Genomic DNA, 16946 nt, shown 5'->3' with positions numbered 1-16946 from the left:
ATGAGTGTTTCAACTGCTGTAGAACAAACCGGCAACAATACACCATTGCAAATTTTAGCACCGGACGGTACTGTCGTTCGTCCTGACCTGATGCCAAACCTTTCCGACGACCAATTGCGCGAAGTGATGCGCCGCATGGTCTTTACCCGCGTGTGGGACCAACGCGCGATCAGCCTGAACCGCCAAGGCCGCCTGGGCTTCTACGCGCCTGTTGCAGGTCAAGAAGCGACCATGATCGGTTCCGAGTTCGCATTGGATAAAAAAGACTTCATCCTGCCAAGCTACCGCGACATCCCGCAAATGGTATGGCACGGCTTGCCTTTGTACCAAGCGTTCCTGTATTCCCGCGGACACATCCATGGTGGACAAATCCCGCAAGATGTAAACGTTTTAATGCCACAAATCATCATCGCTGCACAATGTACCCAAGCGACAGGCGTTGCCATGGGCTTCAAACTGCGCGGTGAAAAACAAGTGGCGATCAACTACTTTGGTGACGGCGCGACCTCCCAGGGTGACTTCTATGAAGGTATGAACTATGCGGGCGTATACAAGCTGCCGGTCATCTTCTTCTCGCAAAACAACGGCTACGCGATCTCCGTGCCGTTCGCGAAGCAAACGGCTTCCGAAAGCATCGCGATCAAAGCGAAAGCGGCTGGTATCGCAAGCGCGCAAATCGACGGTATGGACGTTCTGGCTGTTATCAAAACGACCCAAGACGCAAAAGAGCGCGGTATCAACGGCGAAGGCGCTACCTTGATCGAGGCGCTGACCTACCGTTACGGCCCGCACACCATGGCTGGTGACGACCCGACTCGCTACCGTACAGGTGAAGAGCAATCCGAGTGGGAACAGCGCGATCCATTGATCCGTTTCCGCAAATTCCTCGAAAACAAAGGCCTCTGGTCCGAAAAAGACGAGGAAGCTGTGATTGAAGAAGCAAAACAAGCGGTTGCGGACGCAATCAAAAAAGCGGACGAAACACCTAAAATGAAAGTATCCGAATTGATCGATGTCATGTTCGAAACGCTGCCACCTTCGCTGGAAGAACAAAAGGCAGAATATCTGGCAAAGGAGTCGAAATAAGCCATGGCACAAATGACGATGGTTCAAGCAATCACGGACGCAATGCGCGTTGAGCTTGCCCGTGACGAGAAAGTTCTCGTATTCGGTGAAGACGTAGGGAACAACGGCGGCGTATTCCGCGCAACCGAAGGCCTGCAAAAAGAATTCGGCGAAAAACGCGTGTTCGATACACCGCTGGCTGAATCCGGGATCGGCGGCTTGGCAGTCGGCCTCGCTGTCAACGGATTCCGTCCTGTAGCGGAAATCCAATTTTTCGGTTTCGTATTCGAGACGTTTGACGCAGTCGCTTCCCAAGCGGCGCGCATGCGTTATCGTTCCGGCGGACGCTTCACGTCCCCAATCACGTTCCGCTCCCCATTCGGCGGCGGCGTAAAAACACCTGAGCTGCATGCTGACTCGCTCGAGGGCTTGTTCCTGCAAACACCAGGCGTAAAAGTGGTCATTCCTTCCACGCCTTACGATGCAAAAGGCTTGCTGATTTCGGCAATCCGCGACAACGATCCAGTCATCTTCCTGGAGCACATGAAATTGTACCGTTCCTTCCGCGGCGAAGTGCCAGAGGGCGAATACACGATTCCAATCGGCAAAGCAAACGTTGTAAAAGAAGGCAGCGACGTGACCATTATCACGTATGGCGCAATGGTACACACCAGCCTGAAAGCGGCGGAAGAAATCGAAAAAGCGCGCGGTACAAAAGTCGAGGTCATCGACCTGCGCACGATCAACCCATTGGACATGGATACGGTGCTGGCTTCCGTGAAAAAGACAAACCGTGCCATCGTGGTGCAGGAAGCACAGCGTTCCTCCGGTGTTGCCGCTGAAGTCATTGCGCAAATCAATGAAAAAGCGATCCTTCACCTGGAAGCTCCTGTATTGCGTGTAACTGCGCCAGATACCGTGTATCCTTTTGCGCAAGCGGAAGATGCATGGCTGCCAGACGTGAAGCGTGTGGTTGACGGGCTGACGCAAGTTCTTGATTTTTAAGTAAAGTAGAGTGAGGCGAAAAACATTTGTGGTTTTCGCCTTCTTTTCGGAATAAAAAGTCCCATCGGTTGGACTTGCTCGGATACAAAGCGCGAATTAGGAGGGAATGACAGTGAGTCGTTTTGAATTTAGACTGCCGGATATCGGCGAGGGGATTCACGAAGGAGAAATCGTCAAGTGGCATGTGAAGCCAGGCGATGCGGTGGAAGAGGACCAAGTCATTTTGGAAGTACAAAATGATAAAGCGGTCGTTGAAATTCCATCTCCTGTAAAAGGGAAAGTGCTTGAACTGAAAGTGGATGAAGGCGTTGTTTGCGTAGTCGGCGACGTTTTGGTTGTCTTTGAAGCAGAAGGCGAGATTCCGAATCTGCCTGTACATGGTCATGGCGAGGCAGCAGCTGAGCCAGCTGGCATCGAGCCAGGCTGCGACATCGGCGCACAAATCAATCAAAACGCAAGCCAGCCGCTGGATACGCCTGCAGCAGCTCAACCATCAGCAGTAGCGGTTGCAGCAGCACCGGTTGCACGTGAATATACATTGGCGACGCCATCCGTTCGCAAATATGCGCGTGAAAAAGGCGTCGATCTGGCCGTCATCCCTGGCACAGGCAAACTGGGCCGCATCACGCGCGATGACGTGGATCGTTTCGTTGCTGGCGGCGCAACTGCGGCAGCCCCAACGAATGCTCCGCAAGCGGTGGCAGTCGAAGCTGCAGCTCCGGCAGTGGCAGAAACAGCACAAGCAGCAGCAACCGCTCCAGCAGCAGCTCCGCAAGCTGTCGCGGCAGCAGGCGGTCTCGAAGAGCGCGTTCCGCTCAAAGGCATCCGCAAAGCGATCAGCAAGGCAATGGTCAAATCGGCTTACACCGCTCCGCACGTTACCATTTTCGACGAAGTGGACGCTACCGGTCTGGTTGCCCTGCGCAAAGAAGCGAAAGGCTTGGCAGAAGCGCAAGGCATCAAGCTGACATACTTGCCATTCATCGTAAAAGCGGTGGTTGCCGGTCTGAAAAAGTTCCCTGAGCTGAATGCATCCATCGATGATGACAAACAGGAAATCATCTATAAAAAATACTACAACATCGGTATCGCAGCATCCACCGATGAAGGTCTGCTCGTTCCTGTCGTGAAAGGCGCAGATCACAAATCGATGTTTGCCATCGCGTCCGAAATCAGCGAGCTGGCTGTAAAAGCCCGCGACCGCAAAGCGTCTGCAGATGAGCTGAAAGGCTCCACGTTCAGCATCACCAATATCGGTTCGGCTGGCGGCATGTTCTTCACGCCGATCATCAACTATCCGGAAGTTGCGATTTTGGGCGTAGGCCGCATCAGCGAAAAACCGGTTGTGAAAAACGGTGAAATCACGGTAGCTCCGATCCTTCACCTGTCGCTCAGCTTTGACCACCGTCTGGTCGATGGCGAACCGGCGCAGCGCTTTGTCAACTATATCAAGCAGCTTCTGGAAAATCCGACGCTGCTGATCATGGAGGGATAAAGAATCATGGTAGTAGGAGAGTTTACCACTGAAGTGGACGTTCTCGTCATCGGTGCAGGTCCTGGCGGATACGTGGCTGCGATTCGCGCGGCACAGCTGGGCAAAACCGTGGCGGTTGTAGAAAAAGCCGAATTGGGCGGCGTATGCCTGAACGTAGGCTGCATCCCATCCAAAGCGATGATTCATGCATCCCACACATACGATCATGCGAAACATACCGAATCCATGGGGATCACCATGGAGAACGTAAAAGTTGACTTTGCCAAAGTCCAGGAATGGAAAGCCGGCATCGTGAAACAACTGACAGGCGGCGTTGCAGGTCTGTTCAAAGGCAACAAAATTCAAGTGATTCCAGGGGAAGCGCTGTTCGTTTCCGAAAATGAAGTGCGCGTGTTCCACGGCTATGACGTAAACCGCTACAAATTCAACCATTGCATCATCGCGACAGGCTCCCGTCCGATCGAGCTGCCGGCATTCCCGTTCGGCAAACGCGTGCTGTCCTCGACAGAAGCGTTGGCATTGAACGAAATTCCGAAAAGCATGGTCGTCATCGGCGGCGGCTATATCGGCATCGAGCTGGGCAGCGTATTTGCCCGTTTCGGTACCCAGGTAACCATCCTCGAAGGCTCCGATCAAATCCTGCCAGGCTTTGAACCGGAAATGACCCGCCTGGTAGAGCGCCGTTTGAAAAAACTCGGCGTGACGATCCATACCAAGGCATTGGCACAAGGCATGGAAGAGACCGAAAACGGTGTGATCGTGAAAGCGGAAGTAAAAGGCGAAGCGACTTCCGTCGAAGCGGAGTACGTGCTGGTCACCGTCGGCCGCCGTCCGAACACGGATGAGCTGGGCGTACGCGACATCGGCATGAAGCTGACCGATCGCGGCCTCATCGAAGTCGACGAAAAAGGCCAAACGAGCATTCCGAACGTGTACGCAATCGGTGACATCGTGGCAGGCCCTGCACTCGCGCACAAAGCAAGTTACGAAGGAAAAGTGGCGGCTGAAGCGATCGCAGGCCATGCGGCGAAAGTCGACTACAAGGCGATCCCGGCGGTTGTGTTCTCCGATCCGGAGATCGCGAGCGTAGGGATCAGCGAAAAAGAAGCAAAAGACAAAGGGCTCAGCTACGTTGTCGGCCGCTTCCCGTTTGCAGCAAACGGCCGCGCGCTGTCCGTCAATGCAGGTGAAGGCTTCGTGAAACTGATTGCCGACAAAGCGACAGGTCTTGTACTCGGTGCGCAAATCGTCGGTGCAGAAGCGTCCAACATCATTGCGGAGATCGGTCTGGCGATCGAAATGGGCGCAACGCTTGAAGATATTGAGCTGACCATCCATGCGCATCCGACATTGGGCGAGCTGACCATGGAAGCAGCAGAGCTGGCGCTTGGTCACCCTATCCACGTATTAAATAAATAATAAAGTTTAAAAAATAGACAAAAGAAGGGGGCCTCCCCTTCTTTTGTTGTCCTCCCAGACAAGCTATAATCATGGTAACGCTTTAAAAAAGGGGTTGTCATAATGGGTATCTGGGGTATTTTGCATGATACAGCTGCACTCGTTGTCATCATCTGTGCGCTGATCGTGCCTTTCACAGCGATGAAAATCAAAAATAGCGGAAAAGAAGAGGCTGCAAAACGTGCGGGTACTGCGTCGACCTTGCTGCGTATTCCGCAATATGTGCTGATCGTTTCGCTCATTACCGGTTTCGCTCGCTACGGCTTTCATTTCTCGACCTGGCTGTTGACGGTGTTGGTGATATTCCTGGCGATCCTCGCATTCGCCGGCATCGCCACAAAAGCGGCAAAAACCGTGAAACAGCAAGCGCAAAGCGGAGAGTCCTACACCGCAGCAGCGCAAAAGCTGTTTACCTTTAGCCTGCTCTCCTGTCTGGCTGTCATTATCATGGTTGTATTTAAGGTAGCAGGGTAACCGTACCCGTTTGAACAAAAAGACCTTGGACACCTGTGCTTGGGTTCCAAGGTCTTTTTCTGTCCGCTTGTCGGCTTGCTGCCACTATGCGCGGTCAGCCTCAACTGGCGAAATACGATAAATAATATGAATCTTGTTTTGCTGTTTGGAAAACTCCACCGGCTTGCTCGCGAACCAGCTCGGGTGAAGCACGATCGACCGGATGGGATTGGACGCCTGGACGTCCTCGACATTCGCGATCAAAATCGACCGGCTGACCTCATCATACTCCATTTGACTGGAGATCGAAGAGAGGTAATCGCCAAGCCGATTGCTGTGCAAACAAGCGTTGATCGTCTCCACCTCGCGCGACAGCCGTGGGACGATGCCCGACCACTGCGGCTCAAACACGATGTGCCAATAGGAGGAGACGAACAAGGTGAGACGGCTCTTGACCAAATCCGGGTCTTTCTTGACATCCAGTTCGACCGGATAAATCAGCTCTTTGTTCCGGCGGTTCTCCTGACGCAAGGCTGCCAATGCCGATCGGGCGAATTCCAGCGGCGACAAATGGACCAAATGTTCAAACAGTTCTTCCATCGTCACAAAACGCTCGATATAAGGCAGAGACAAAATGTCAGGCACAACTTCGGAAAAAACAGGCGCGAAATACAGCCACTCTTCTTCCAGTTGTTCGCGAATGAGCAGGTCACGGGTTTCTTTGAGCCAGGCGAGATGATGTTCGTGTGGGGTGGAAAGCGTTAACGCATGGATGCTTGCAGCCATCTCGTACAAGGGGGAGATCGTCGAGGTGGCAAAACGGCGCAGATCGTCTTTGACAGAAAACTGAATGGAAATCATCGTATTTCTCCTCTCTGGAGGACAGGCTTCTTTCATTCTACGCAGGAAATTGGGACAATTCAATAGGCTAGGGAACACCCTAGCCTTCTCTGGTCTTGATTTGACGCGAATGGTTTCGCTGCTTGACTTTTTTGCTACCGGGAAGCGGTTCGCCGGTTTGTTCGATCGGCTCAAATTCGTTATTATACGTTTGATGCGGATTTTCGTCGAGTTGTTTTCCATAATCCATTTGTACCAGCTCCTTTAGGAACTAGTATGGATTGAAATCGGCATCCTATGCGCACGGCTTTCCATGAAAAACAGGGATGTGTTTCGCGCGGAAAATTGGTATTCTTACAAAGGTATAGTTTGAGAGGAGAGAATAATCGCATGTGGAAAAAAACAATTGCAGCGGTAATGACCGCAGGCTTGCTGCTCGTCGCAGCCGGCTGCCAAAACGGGGATACAGCCACCAGCCAACCGGCACCATCGGTTGATTTGACCAAGGAGTTAACGATAAATCCGAGCTTGATCGTAGGCAAAACAACGTTTGCCGACGTTGAAAAAGCATATGGCAAGCCGAGCAAAGCCGGTCAATACGAAACGCCGTTCCGCAGCAACCTGGCCAACGGTGGCGCGAACAGCAAACCGATTGCCGAATATGCAGGCGTTTTCGGTGTCGATGTTGCAACGGGCAAAAAAGCGGCGAAGCCGTCGCTGCTCTTTTTCACCAATGACAAAAACAAGACGCTCGTCGCCTCCCGGGTCGTTTTTTCCCGCGATGAATTGGTCAAAAAAGAGAAGGAAGGCAAACTGACCCTCGACGATGTAAAAAAAGTGTATGGGGAACCAAACCGCGGCAACGATAACGGGCTGGAATACTACGATTTCGCCCACCACATCGTCATGCTCGTCATGAAAAACGAGGAAGCGAAGGTGGAGGCGCTGATCACCAAATACGATCTGCTGTATGCGGACAACCCGTCCGATTTGGCCGAGCATGAAAAAGTGATCAAAGAATTGGGCGATGAGGAAAAGGCCCAAAAAGCGGCGCAGCAAAAACCGAAGCAATAACGGGATTGAAAGGTTGAAAAAGCTCATTTTCTTTTTGTGCAGAATCTACTAAAATAAAGGGATATGCGCAAGAATTGGGGAGGAACTTCATGAGTGTCTTAATCGTTGAAAATCTGAATCACGGGTTCGCAGACCGCACATTGTTCAAGGATGTGTCGTTTCGTCTGCAGCCAGGTGAGCACGTAGGCCTGGTTGGGGCAAATGGAACAGGCAAATCCACGATGATGAGCATCATCACCCGTCAGCAAATCCCGGATTCGGGCAAGATCGAGTGGATGCCCAAGATCGAATATGGCTATCTGGATCAGCATACCAAGCTGCAAGCGGGCAAAACCATTCGGGACGTGCTGAAAGATGCGTTTTTGCCGCTCTTGGAACTGGAGCAGGAAAATATGCAAATCGCCGAGCAAATGGCTGACGCGACACCGGAAGAGCTGGAAGCCTTGCTGGAGCGGATGGGTGAAAACCAGGACCGCTTGGAGACGAGCGGCTTTTATTTGATCGATGCCAAAGTGGACGAGATCGCCAACGCGCTCGGATTGTCTGCCATCGGGCTGGACCGCGACGTCGCAGCGTTGTCTGGCGGACAGCGGACGAAAGTTTTGCTGGCGAAACTGCTTCTGGAAAAGCCGACGGTGCTGCTGCTTGACGAGCCGACGAACTATCTGGATGAAGAGCATATCGTTTGGCTGAAAAACTACCTGAAAGAATATCCGTACGCGTTCATCCTGATCTCCCATGACACGTCGTTCATGAATGAAGTGGTCAACGTGATCTATCATCTGGAGTTCACCAAGCTGACGCGCTATACCGGTGATTATGAATCGTTCCTGGCGCAATCGGAAATGAAGCGCACGCAGCATATGGACGCATTCGAGAAACAGCAGGAAGAAATCAGCAAAATGGAAGACTTCATCGCCCGCAACAAGGCGCGCGCTTCCACCAGCGGCCGGGCCAAGAGCCGTCAGAAACAGCTGGACAAAATCGACCGGATGGATAAACCGGAAACGGCAGCGAAGCCAGTATTTCAGTTCAAGGAATCGCGCGCGAGCGGCCGTTTTGTGTTCGAGGCGGAGAATTTGGAGATCGGGTATACGCATCCGTTGATGCCAAAGCTCACCATGAGCCTTGAGCGCGGCGATAAGGTCGCGATCGTAGGGATGAACGGGGTCGGGAAATCAACCTTGCTGAAGACGATTCTGGGCGTCGTGAAGCCGCTTGGCGGCAAGCTGGAGCGCGGCGACTTCCTCTATCCGGCCTACTTCGAGCAGGAAGTGAAGCCGAAGCCCGTCACCGCCCTCGATGAAGTGTGGAACGAGTTCCCGCATATGAACAACCATGAAGTGCGTGCGGCTTTGGCTCGCTGCGGATTGAAAAACGAGCACATCAACCGATCGATGGCGGCATTGTCCGGGGGCGAGCAGGCGAAGGTACGCCTGTGCAAATTGCTGCAGCGCGAAAGCAACTTCCTGCTGTTCGACGAGCCGACAAACCACCTGGATGTCGTCGCGAAGGAAGAACTGCAGCGGGCGCTGCGGGAGTTCAAAGGCACCGTCTTGCTCGTCTGCCATGAACCGGAATTTTATGAGAGCTGGGTCACAAAAGTGTGGAACGTGGAAGAATGGGCACAGCAGCAAGAAAAAGAGACGATTCGCGCCTAAAGCGCGTTTTACAGGCAAACGCCAATTCCAAACACAGCAGAGCATGGTAGCAGCTTTGCTGTGTTTCTTCCTTTATAGTAGGAGAAGTGAACAAGAAAAAAGGAACGCGGCTGTTTGTGGCCACGTTCCTTTTTGGTTAAAACACCGCCCAGGCATTCGGCAAGTAACGTCCGCGATAATACGGACAGGAGGTTTTGGTAATGGCCTCGCCATTGTGCAGCATCATCGAGCTGGACCCGCCGTCCATCGCCATCGCGTTGACGACACCGCGCTCCTGTAAAAGGTCTGCGAGGTCTTTCATCGTGGCGCCGATGGAGTGGTCAGGCTGGCGGCCGTCGATCACAACGAACAGGATGGTGCCATCTGCCTTTTGCCCGACCGCGGTGCGCGGCTGAATGCCCCAGCTTTTCGCGGCTTGATCGGCAAACATGTTTTTGCCGTTGACGATCAGCTGCGGGCGGAAGCTCATGGCATCGCGCGCGCCCATCTCAATCAGCTCTTTTGCCGTGTAGTTGCCGGTGACAAGGCGGCCGTCATAGAGCAGCGCGAGTGCGGTTTCGCCGCCTTTCGCATTGTAGTTTTGCAAAATCTTGCCGTCATGAATGACGAGGCCGAATGCTTTCGCTCCTCTCCCGTATCCATCCGGGTCGCTGAAACCGCTCGCATTGACGATCCCGATCGCATTGGTTTTTTTCGTGAATTCATCCAGCAGATCGCCGCGCCCATCCTTGCGATTGGTGATGACGAGGTGCACGCGATTCGGGTCGGAGATCGACATGATCTTTCCTTTGAAAAAATAACCGGATTTCTTGACGTTGATGTCCTCGATTTCGACGAGTTCCCGCGGCTTTGTTTCCGGAAGCGTTTCTTCCTTCGCCTTTTCCTCCGCTTCGACTTCAGGCGACATCGCTACCACGGGCGCGGAATTGACGACGGTCGGATTTTGGATCTGGTTTTTCAACTCTGCCAGCTTGGCAGCCGGGAGAAATGTATATTTCGCCCAATAGTCGTGCTGTGTCGTGAGCAAGGTTCCTGCTGCCCATTCGCGCAGTTCTTCGCCAGCATCGGTTGCAAAAAGAAAGATTGTGCTCCCCAGCGCCATGCCAAAAACGATAACGAATAAGATTGCCGTGGTTCGCAGCAGAAGGCGGATCACATGGGGTCGCCGGCGTTTCGACCGTTTCGGCCGTTCTGTATGAGTGAGTGTTTGCACCATATTTGTTTTTCGATTCCTCTCCTCTTCACAATCAAAAACTTTTACTTCTCTTTATTTTGACGAATGAGCGGATAAAAAGTTTCAGTGAGCAAAGCAGGTAGCCATCGGCATGAGGAAGGGAAAATAGGGGAGAATACTGCGCAGGAGGTGATGAGCAGGTGAGAGAGTTTGACAAGGAATTCCAGAACCAGGTCGAGGAATACCGCCAAAATCCGCCTGGAACGAACAACCAGCGTACGGAAAAAGACCGTCATGACAAGCAGGAGAGAACCGAGACGCGTTTGGATACGAATCAATAGCGGCGCACAGCGGCGGAGTCCACCATGGATTTCGCCTTGCTCGTTGTGGGGCGAGGTTTCTTTTGCGGGCAAAACATGGTAAGCTTACCGTTGATATGCCATGTTGTAGGAGGACTACCAGTGTCACAAACGTTTTCGTCTCTATTGACAACCGAACCATTATTACATAAATTGGCTGAACGCAAATTTGTCGAAGCGACCCCGATTCAAGCCAATGCCATCCCAGCCGTTCTCGCCGGGAATGACGTCATTGCCGAGGCGCCGACCGGCTCCGGCAAGACATTGGCGTATTTGCTGCCGATTTGCGAAAAGCTCGATCCTTCCATCAAGGAAATCCAGGCGCTGATCCTCGCTCCGACACACGAGCTGGTGATGCAGATTACCAAGGAAGCGGAGCTTTACACAGGAGCGCTCGGCTTGGGTGCAGCTTCCGTTATCGGCGGTGTCGATGTGAAGCGCCAGCTGGACCGTTTGAAAAAAAATCCGGCCATCGTGGTCGCGACGCCGGGACGACTCAACGAGCTGCTGGAACAGCGAAAAGTCAAAGTCCACATGGTCCGCACGCTTGTGGTGGACGAAGCGGATCGGATGCTGGATTCGGGCTTTTCCCGCGCCGTGCAGCAGATCAGCAAGCGTGTGATGCGCGATACGCAGCGGGTCTTTTTCTCGGCCACGCTCCCGTCGGTCGTCGTGGAGACGATCAAATCGATGATGCAAAAAGAACCGGTGCTGATTCAAGCGAGCGGGCCGGATTCGAAATATAGCGTGCTCCATTTTTATTTGGTCAGCGAGCCGCGCAAACGGGCCGATACGCTCCGCCGCCTGATTCGGCTGGTGAATGCCAAATCGACGATCGTCTTCGTCAACACGTTGGAAAAGGTCGAGGAAATTCAGGCCAAGCTTGCCTACCACCATCTGGAATGCCGGTTGATCCATCGCGACACGAGCAAAGAGGACCGCAGCCGTACGCTCGCGGATTTCCGCAAGCAGGCATTTCCCGTGCTGATCGCGACCGATGTCGCAGCCCGGGGATTGGATATCCAGGGCGTCGAATGCGTCGTCCATTTTGAGCCGGCAATGGATGCGGACGCCTATGTCCATCGCAGCGGACGGACGGGCCGGATGGGGGCTGCCGGTCTTGTCTTCTCAGTTATCACCCCGCAGGAGCGATTCATCATTGAGAAGTTTTCCAAGAAAACGGGGATTCCCATCGTGGAAAAAGAAATGGCGTTCGGTGAACTGAAAGACCCGCGGCCGCCAAAACAGGCGACCGTACATAAGAAACGCCCCTTTCGAACAAAGTAGGTAGAGGAGCGTAAGGCTCTGACACTTCGTTGCACGGTGGGAAAGGAGCGTTTCGATGCGGAAAGACCGGTTATATGAGGAACAACTGCTCGTAAACGGGGAGGTTGGCGGCGAGGAGCTGTCAAGCCAGGAGAAGCGCACGCTGAGCCGGGAGGCGGGCGAGCTTGCAACCAAAATCGAGCAAGCCAAAAACCAGCCGATCAGCGAATAGGGCAATCCGAAACGGTATCTCGTCAAAAGGATACCGTTTTTCCCTGTAAATAAACCGTCAGCGCATCAATCAGCTCCTCGATGTTTTGATACGGAGGATCATGCTGCAAGAGGCGGCGCAGGATCGTGCGTAATGCCGGAGAGAGGGAAAGCTCCTCTTCCCAGCTCTTTTCTTCCTGTCCTTCCTTTGCTTCATAGGTGGAGTACAGCAAAAACAGCAGAAAATGCCCCAATGCATACAGATCGCTATGCGGGTGGACGGCACGTTTGAGCTGTTTTTCCGCAGGATAGCCGTCGAGCGATTCAGCGCTGTAGGCAGGCGAGTCGCCGAGAAACCGGGCCAGGCCAAAATCGATCAGCTGCAGCCGGTCACCGTCAAGCAAAACGTTCGGGATGCGCACATCGCGATGGATAATGCGTCGCTCGTGCAAATGCGAGACAAGCACTGCGATACGCTTGACCATCGTGACCGCTTCGCGCTCCGAGAAGCCGGCGCTGCGCTCGAACAGCAGCGTTTCCAGCGTTTCCCCGCGCATGTGCGACATAATCAAATAATGCTGGCGCCGCCACGTGAAATGGTCGAGAAAGCGGGGAAAGGCCGGATGGGACAACGATTGCAAAACCCGTGCCTCATACGCCTGCATCGCCTCGCCCTTCGGCGTGCCGCGCAAGCTCGGTTTCACTTGTTTCATGACAACGGTTTGCCCGGTGCCGGTATGCCGGGCGCGGTAGGCAATGCCATAGCTGCCGCTGCCCAACACCTCGTCAATCAAATAGGTGGCGATAACAGTGCCTGGCTTGTGAGGACGGTTGGTCCAGTTGTCATCGATCCATCGTTTGACCGTTTGCCACATGCGTGCCGCTCCCCTCTCCGATCGGTCGGTTCTCTTTCTTTCGTTATTCTATCAAATCAGATGTTTTACTGCACTCCTGGCTCTGCTATAATCGATTCTGCGAGTTTAGTAGCAGGCAGGAGTCGAGATAGATGAATTTTGAGATTGAATGGCTTCATTTTACCGTTCTGGAGGCTTCGGAGGACGACGCTTCCGTCAAGCAGATCCGGATGCAAAAGCTCCTGACGGGGGACGAATACCGTTCCAGTGAGCTTCGTTCTTTTTTGGACGGCGAGTTCACGCGTATTGCCAAGCGCAAGGTCGAAACCAATCCGAAATCAGAGAGCAGCCCGACAAAGATCGGCCAATTCGTCATCGTCGAAGGCCATTCGCTTGATTCCAATCCCAACTTTGCACAATTTATGCAATTGCTGAACGCGACGACAAGCGATGCCGTCAATCAGCACTGCCGGGAGATGCTTCAATCGTATCTGCGCACGCCACAGGTGCGGGGCGGCGTTCTGCTCATCGTCAAAACCCGACTGGAGCGCTTTGACGATCACTTCCTGTTTTTATTGAAATGCGATTTCGAGCAAAAAACAGCCGTGATCACGGATGAAAAAAGCTTGATCAACAATGTGCAAATGGCGATCAATGCGAAAAATATGAAATCGATCATGTTTCCGCTGCTGCTCGAAGAAGGCATGGTCGATTCGTACCATGTGAAAATCCATCAATTCTCCCATGCGCGCTATTTTGAAGAGTTTTTGAAATACATCGATTATCCGCAGACCGTAATGGAGATCGTCTCGCAGGAAGTGATCTCTCTCGCACGGCAGCATATCGAGATGATTCACCCGGAGGAGACGGACGAGCGCAGGCAGGCAGAAGAGGCGATCGAGCTGATGGCCGCGAGCCCCAAGCGTGAGCTGGCTGAGCGGTGGGATCATGAGACCGTGCTGGAGGCGGCGCAAATCATCACAGACCAACAGCCGGAAGTCGAGCTGAAATTCAAGCTCGACCATATCCAGGTGCGGTCGCTTTTGGCCGATTATGGGGTGCGCGTCCATATCGGCAAGGTGAACGGCAGCTATGTGGTCGTGCTGGAAGGCGAGACGCTCACTTTCGAAAAAGGCATGTCGCCGGTCGAGTTTTTGAAGCCGAAAGAATTGGAAGACATTTTGCACGAGCTAAAACGTCCGCGGCAGCAGCACGATGATACGCCGCCGTGGTAGGAGGGAATACTGTGACTGACCGACAGGAAGGGAAGCCGACCGCACCGCGTACCCTGGCAGGGCAGGAAGAGCGCGTGTTTCCGATCATGCGCCATCGCTCGTTTCTGGATGGGGCGAAAGGGGCGCCAACCATCGTTTCCCGTCACCATACCGCCGAGACGATCGTCCTGTATGCATGCGACGTGGGAGAAGGGTATTTTTTGATCAGCCATGCCATGTTGACGGAGGCTGGCTTGAGCGAGGATGCGCTGCATCGGCTTGCCTTGAACAATCTGCGGGCCTTGCCGATGAAAAGCCGTACCGAGGAGCTGGGCGGCAATCGAATCACCTTCATCAGCCCTCCCGATGGCTACGCGGCCAGCCGGATTTTGCTGGACGATCTTTTGGAAAGCCATGAAACACACAAAAAAGGCACCCATTTGGGCGTGGCCATCCCGCATCAAGATGTGCTGATCATCGCGGATCTCGCGGATGAAAAAGGCGCACAGCTGTTGGCTCGCCTGACAATGGATTTCGCCTCAAAAGGAGACACGCCGATTTGCCCGATCCCGTTTTTGTATGAGAAGGGCGAATGGGAGATGTTCCTGATCGTTTGACTTTGCGCACGGTTATGTGCGGACGTAAAAAAGCAAGGAGGGTAAAACGCATGTTGACCAAACCGGAAAAAGAATTGCTCGAGGAATGTATGGACGAGCTGTATGAAGATTTTAACCGATATAAAAAATCGTTGAAGCCGAACGAAGAGATGAATGCCACGTACAAAATGTTTCTTAGCATTGTAGAAAAGCTAAAGCTGCGCCGTCCCTAGCATCGTTTTGATGTGGATGTAGCCGGCGGCGTCCTGGATCAGCCAATACGGGTGGCGCGGGCCATGAATATAAAGCCGCTCTGCGGCGATGGTCATTTCCGCTGCCCGGGTGGCATCCCCCATCACGCACGCCCACTCGCCCATCGACATCCACGGATATTGATCCCCCGTTTCAAACCATTCAAAGCGCGGAAAATGCTCGATCAGCCGCCGATACAAGGACAGCGCAATGTCTGAACCCGCATCGAGCATGCCGGATAACACCGGAAACGCCTGGCTCGTCGCATCCGGATACCATTTGCGCCAATTGGGAAAATGACGGTCATACACGGCGTATGCCGCTTTTTTTTCGCTGTACATCGAGTCGATCCCGTCTGCACACCGTTCTGCCGCTTGGCGAGCCTGCAGTGCGCCGCGATGCTCGCCGATTGCGCCAAACAGCTTTTCCGCTGCATATAGCCCTTGTACAACCTCGCAATTATCCATCAAGTATTTGACTTTCCACGAACGTTTTGCCCATGTCAGCCCATCCTTTTGCTGCAAGGCGAGCAAGCCAGCGAGGATGCGATACAGCTTTTCGCGGGATTCGTATGCCCACGCGAAATCGCCCGTCGCATCGACATAGGCAAGCGCTAGCAAAAAAAAGGTGGCCGGGTAGCTGTCCTCGCTGTCCGCTTTACCTGTATCGATCTCTTTACCATCCTGCCATACGTAATCATTGACATAACTGTCTGCATGGAGATGGCCGAGGTACCAATCCAGCTGCTGCCTCGCGCAATCGCATTCCCCCGATTCCACAAGGGAGAGCAAGGCCAGATTCGTAAAGTACGGATTGATTCGCGCGTCCAGACTCCCTAACCGGAACGTACCGGTAGGAAGCTGGCATGACAAAATGTACGCGATTTGGCTCTCAATCGTCAAACTGCATCATCCTCCTTTCCCGTTAGCCGGAAAACGGGTGCAGCAAAGCGATCGCTGCCCGCATCAGCTGAAGGGAGCGACCGTATTCCTGATCCGTGAGTTCAGGCAATCTCTCTTCTTCATCGCCAAGCCAATCCAGCCATTTCCGATCGCGGTACCAGTCGACACCGTCGGCCGGGGCATGCGAAGTGTCCTTCCAGGCATCAGCCAATGTCGGACTGTAGATGCTTGTTTCGGCACGAACCGATGAAGATGTAAATCGTCCGGGCCAATAGTCTGCCCGTGAGCCGGTATGCGGAGTCCCTTTTGCCCACTGGACGATTTGGCGGAACCGGTTCGCATCTGCGCGCAGCATGGAGTAAGCGCTTTTTCCGATGCGGATGCGCTGTTCCAGCGAAGCGAAGCGATGCACCGTGATGCCGCATAGACGCGGCTCTTTTTCCACTGACGAGGTGTGATACGGAAACAGCAAATGATTGAAGGAAAACCATGATTGCAGATGGAAAGGGAGGGTGTCGAGCACCTCCTTGCGGTAAAACGGTTTCTGAACGACGCGCTGCTCGATGTAGTGCTGCTCATTGATGATCAAGCCGTGTGTCAGGCGGACCGAATCGCGCGTCTGCAAAAACTCGCGCCAGATGTCGATCATGAAGCGCGAGATGCCGAGCGGGACCAAAAGCTCGGTCAAATCGTCTCCCTGTTGCTTCATCGTCGCATAAAGCAGCAGCTGGGCATACGCATCGTGGAAAATCAGCCAGTTGCAACGCTCCAGAAAATGAAAAAAAGCGCCCCTTTCTTGTTCGTCCAATAAAAGGGGCAGCCAATCGCCTTTGAGATCGGTCATATTCCATCCGCCGTTGCGCGAGACGAGGTGAGCAAGCATGGCCCATTCGATCTCCGGGTGGTCGAGATAAAAGCGCAAGTACGCTTCTGTGCGTGTTACATTGTTGCGGTTGGCAAGAGCAGTAGCGTGCCGGATGTCGGAGAGAACATCCGCACCCGTGCAAATTGAGGGCTGCATGGAAAGACAACTCCTTTGCGACGAAACGTTCCATACGTTTGCCTAGT

19 protein-coding genes are annotated in these 16946 nt (G+C 53.5%); 13 read left to right on the top strand and 6 right to left on the bottom strand.

Features of this window, described 5'->3' with window-relative positions:
- The 5 genes from pdhA (at position 1) to ACTID9_RS16350 (ending at position 5497) form a co-directional block, all read left to right on the top strand.
- Positions 1-1086 (top strand): pyruvate dehydrogenase (acetyl-transferring) E1 component subunit alpha, encoded by a 1086-nt coding sequence (pdhA, locus tag ACTID9_RS16370; RefSeq protein WP_441065621.1) that lies wholly within the window; start codon positions 1-3, stop codon positions 1084-1086.
- Between the two features lie 3 nt (positions 1087-1089).
- Positions 1090-2070: an alpha-ketoacid dehydrogenase subunit beta gene (locus tag ACTID9_RS16365; RefSeq protein WP_441065619.1), complete on the top strand. Its 981-nt coding sequence runs from the start codon at positions 1090-1092 to the stop codon at positions 2068-2070.
- A 112-nt stretch (positions 2071-2182) separates the two neighbouring features.
- Entirely contained in the window at positions 2183-3565 is a 1383-nt protein-coding gene (locus ACTID9_RS16360) for a dihydrolipoamide acetyltransferase family protein (protein ID WP_441065617.1), read from the top strand.
- A 6-nt stretch (positions 3566-3571) separates the two neighbouring features.
- Entirely contained in the window at positions 3572-4984 is a 1413-nt protein-coding gene (lpdA, locus tag ACTID9_RS16355) for a dihydrolipoyl dehydrogenase (protein ID WP_441065615.1), read from the top strand.
- A gap of 102 nt (positions 4985-5086) precedes the next feature.
- On the top strand, positions 5087-5497 hold the full coding sequence (locus ACTID9_RS16350; RefSeq protein ID WP_441065614.1) for a hypothetical protein: 411 nt from the start codon (positions 5087-5089) through the stop codon (positions 5495-5497).
- An 84-nt stretch (positions 5498-5581) separates the two neighbouring features.
- On the opposite strand, the gene ACTID9_RS16345 is transcribed toward ACTID9_RS16350, so the two are convergent.
- Both ACTID9_RS16345 and ACTID9_RS16340 read right to left on the bottom strand, forming a co-directional pair.
- Positions 5582-6337 carry a hypothetical protein gene (locus ACTID9_RS16345; RefSeq protein ID WP_441065613.1) on the bottom strand — a complete coding sequence of 252 codons (756 nt, stop codon included), beginning with the start codon at positions 6335-6337 and terminating at the stop codon, positions 5582-5584.
- 79 nt (positions 6338-6416) lie between these two features.
- Positions 6417-6566, bottom strand: a complete 150-nt coding sequence (locus tag ACTID9_RS16340; protein WP_441065611.1) for a small acid-soluble spore protein P — start codon at positions 6564-6566, stop codon at positions 6417-6419.
- Positions 6567-6706: 140 nt separating this feature from the next.
- Here ACTID9_RS16340 and ACTID9_RS16335 point away from each other — a divergent pair, with 140 nt between their 5' ends.
- Together ACTID9_RS16335 and ACTID9_RS16330 are read left to right on the top strand one after the other, a co-directional pair.
- Positions 6707-7390, top strand: coding sequence for a hypothetical protein (locus tag ACTID9_RS16335; protein ID WP_441065609.1), 684 nt, complete (start codon positions 6707-6709; stop codon positions 7388-7390).
- Between the two features lie 89 nt (positions 7391-7479).
- A complete protein-coding gene (locus ACTID9_RS16330) occupies positions 7480-9051 on the top strand; it encodes an ABC-F family ATP-binding cassette domain-containing protein (RefSeq protein ID WP_441065607.1) in 1572 nt (523 codons plus the stop codon).
- 136 nt (positions 9052-9187) lie between these two features.
- Here ACTID9_RS16330 and ACTID9_RS16325 read toward each other — a convergent pair whose 3' ends face one another.
- Positions 9188-10264: a phosphodiester glycosidase family protein gene (locus ACTID9_RS16325; RefSeq protein ID WP_441072621.1), complete on the bottom strand. Its 1077-nt coding sequence runs from the start codon at positions 10262-10264 to the stop codon at positions 9188-9190.
- 161 nt (positions 10265-10425) lie between these two features.
- Between ACTID9_RS16325 and ACTID9_RS16320 the strand changes: the two genes are divergently transcribed.
- From ACTID9_RS16320 to ACTID9_RS16310, 3 genes are all read left to right on the top strand, one after another.
- Positions 10426-10566, top strand: coding sequence for a hypothetical protein (locus ACTID9_RS16320; RefSeq protein ID WP_441065605.1), 141 nt, complete (start codon positions 10426-10428; stop codon positions 10564-10566).
- A 120-nt stretch (positions 10567-10686) separates the two neighbouring features.
- The gene (locus tag ACTID9_RS16315; protein WP_441065603.1) at positions 10687-11871 is read left to right on the top strand and encodes a DEAD/DEAH box helicase; all 1185 of its coding nucleotides are present in this window, start codon (positions 10687-10689) and stop codon (positions 11869-11871) included.
- 55 nt (positions 11872-11926) lie between these two features.
- Positions 11927-12082, top strand: a complete 156-nt coding sequence (locus tag ACTID9_RS16310; protein WP_441065601.1) for a hypothetical protein — start codon at positions 11927-11929, stop codon at positions 12080-12082.
- 22 nt (positions 12083-12104) lie between these two features.
- On the opposite strand, the gene ACTID9_RS16305 is transcribed toward ACTID9_RS16310, so the two are convergent.
- Positions 12105-12935: a serine/threonine protein kinase gene (locus tag ACTID9_RS16305; protein WP_441065599.1), complete on the bottom strand. Its 831-nt coding sequence runs from the start codon at positions 12933-12935 to the stop codon at positions 12105-12107.
- Positions 12936-13066: 131 nt separating this feature from the next.
- On the opposite strand from ACTID9_RS16305, the gene ACTID9_RS16300 reads away from it, so the two are divergent.
- Genes ACTID9_RS16300 through ACTID9_RS16290 form a run of 3 tightly spaced genes read left to right on the top strand, consistent with a single transcriptional unit; the run spans position 13067 to position 14957 of the window.
- Entirely contained in the window at positions 13067-14149 is a 1083-nt protein-coding gene (locus ACTID9_RS16300; RefSeq protein ID WP_441065597.1) for a DUF3900 domain-containing protein, read from the top strand.
- 11 nt (positions 14150-14160) lie between these two features.
- Positions 14161-14745, top strand: a complete 585-nt coding sequence (locus tag ACTID9_RS16295) for a DUF1444 family protein (RefSeq protein ID WP_441065596.1) — start codon at positions 14161-14163, stop codon at positions 14743-14745.
- A 50-nt stretch (positions 14746-14795) separates the two neighbouring features.
- Entirely contained in the window at positions 14796-14957 is a 162-nt protein-coding gene (locus ACTID9_RS16290) for a hypothetical protein (protein ID WP_441065594.1), read from the top strand.
- On the opposite strand, the gene ACTID9_RS16285 is transcribed toward ACTID9_RS16290, so the two are convergent.
- Together ACTID9_RS16285 and ACTID9_RS16280 are read right to left on the bottom strand one after the other, a co-directional pair.
- A complete protein-coding gene (locus ACTID9_RS16285; RefSeq protein WP_441065592.1) occupies positions 14937-15878 on the bottom strand; it encodes a hypothetical protein in 942 nt (313 codons plus the stop codon). The two genes, ACTID9_RS16290 and ACTID9_RS16285, sit on opposite strands and share 21 nt — an antisense overlap.
- Before the next feature lie 22 nt (positions 15879-15900).
- Positions 15901-16899, bottom strand: a complete 999-nt coding sequence (locus ACTID9_RS16280) for a DUF2515 family protein (RefSeq protein ID WP_441065591.1) — start codon at positions 16897-16899, stop codon at positions 15901-15903.
- Positions 16900-16946 lie beyond the last annotated feature (47 nt).

It is taken from the genome of Brevibacillus fluminis (assembly GCF_052072235.1).
Classification (GTDB): Bacteria; Bacillota; Bacilli; order Brevibacillales; family Brevibacillaceae; genus Brevibacillus_D; species Brevibacillus_D fluminis_A.
The sequence above is the reverse complement of the archived record's forward strand: the minus strand, read 5'-3'. Positions and strand labels throughout refer to the sequence as shown.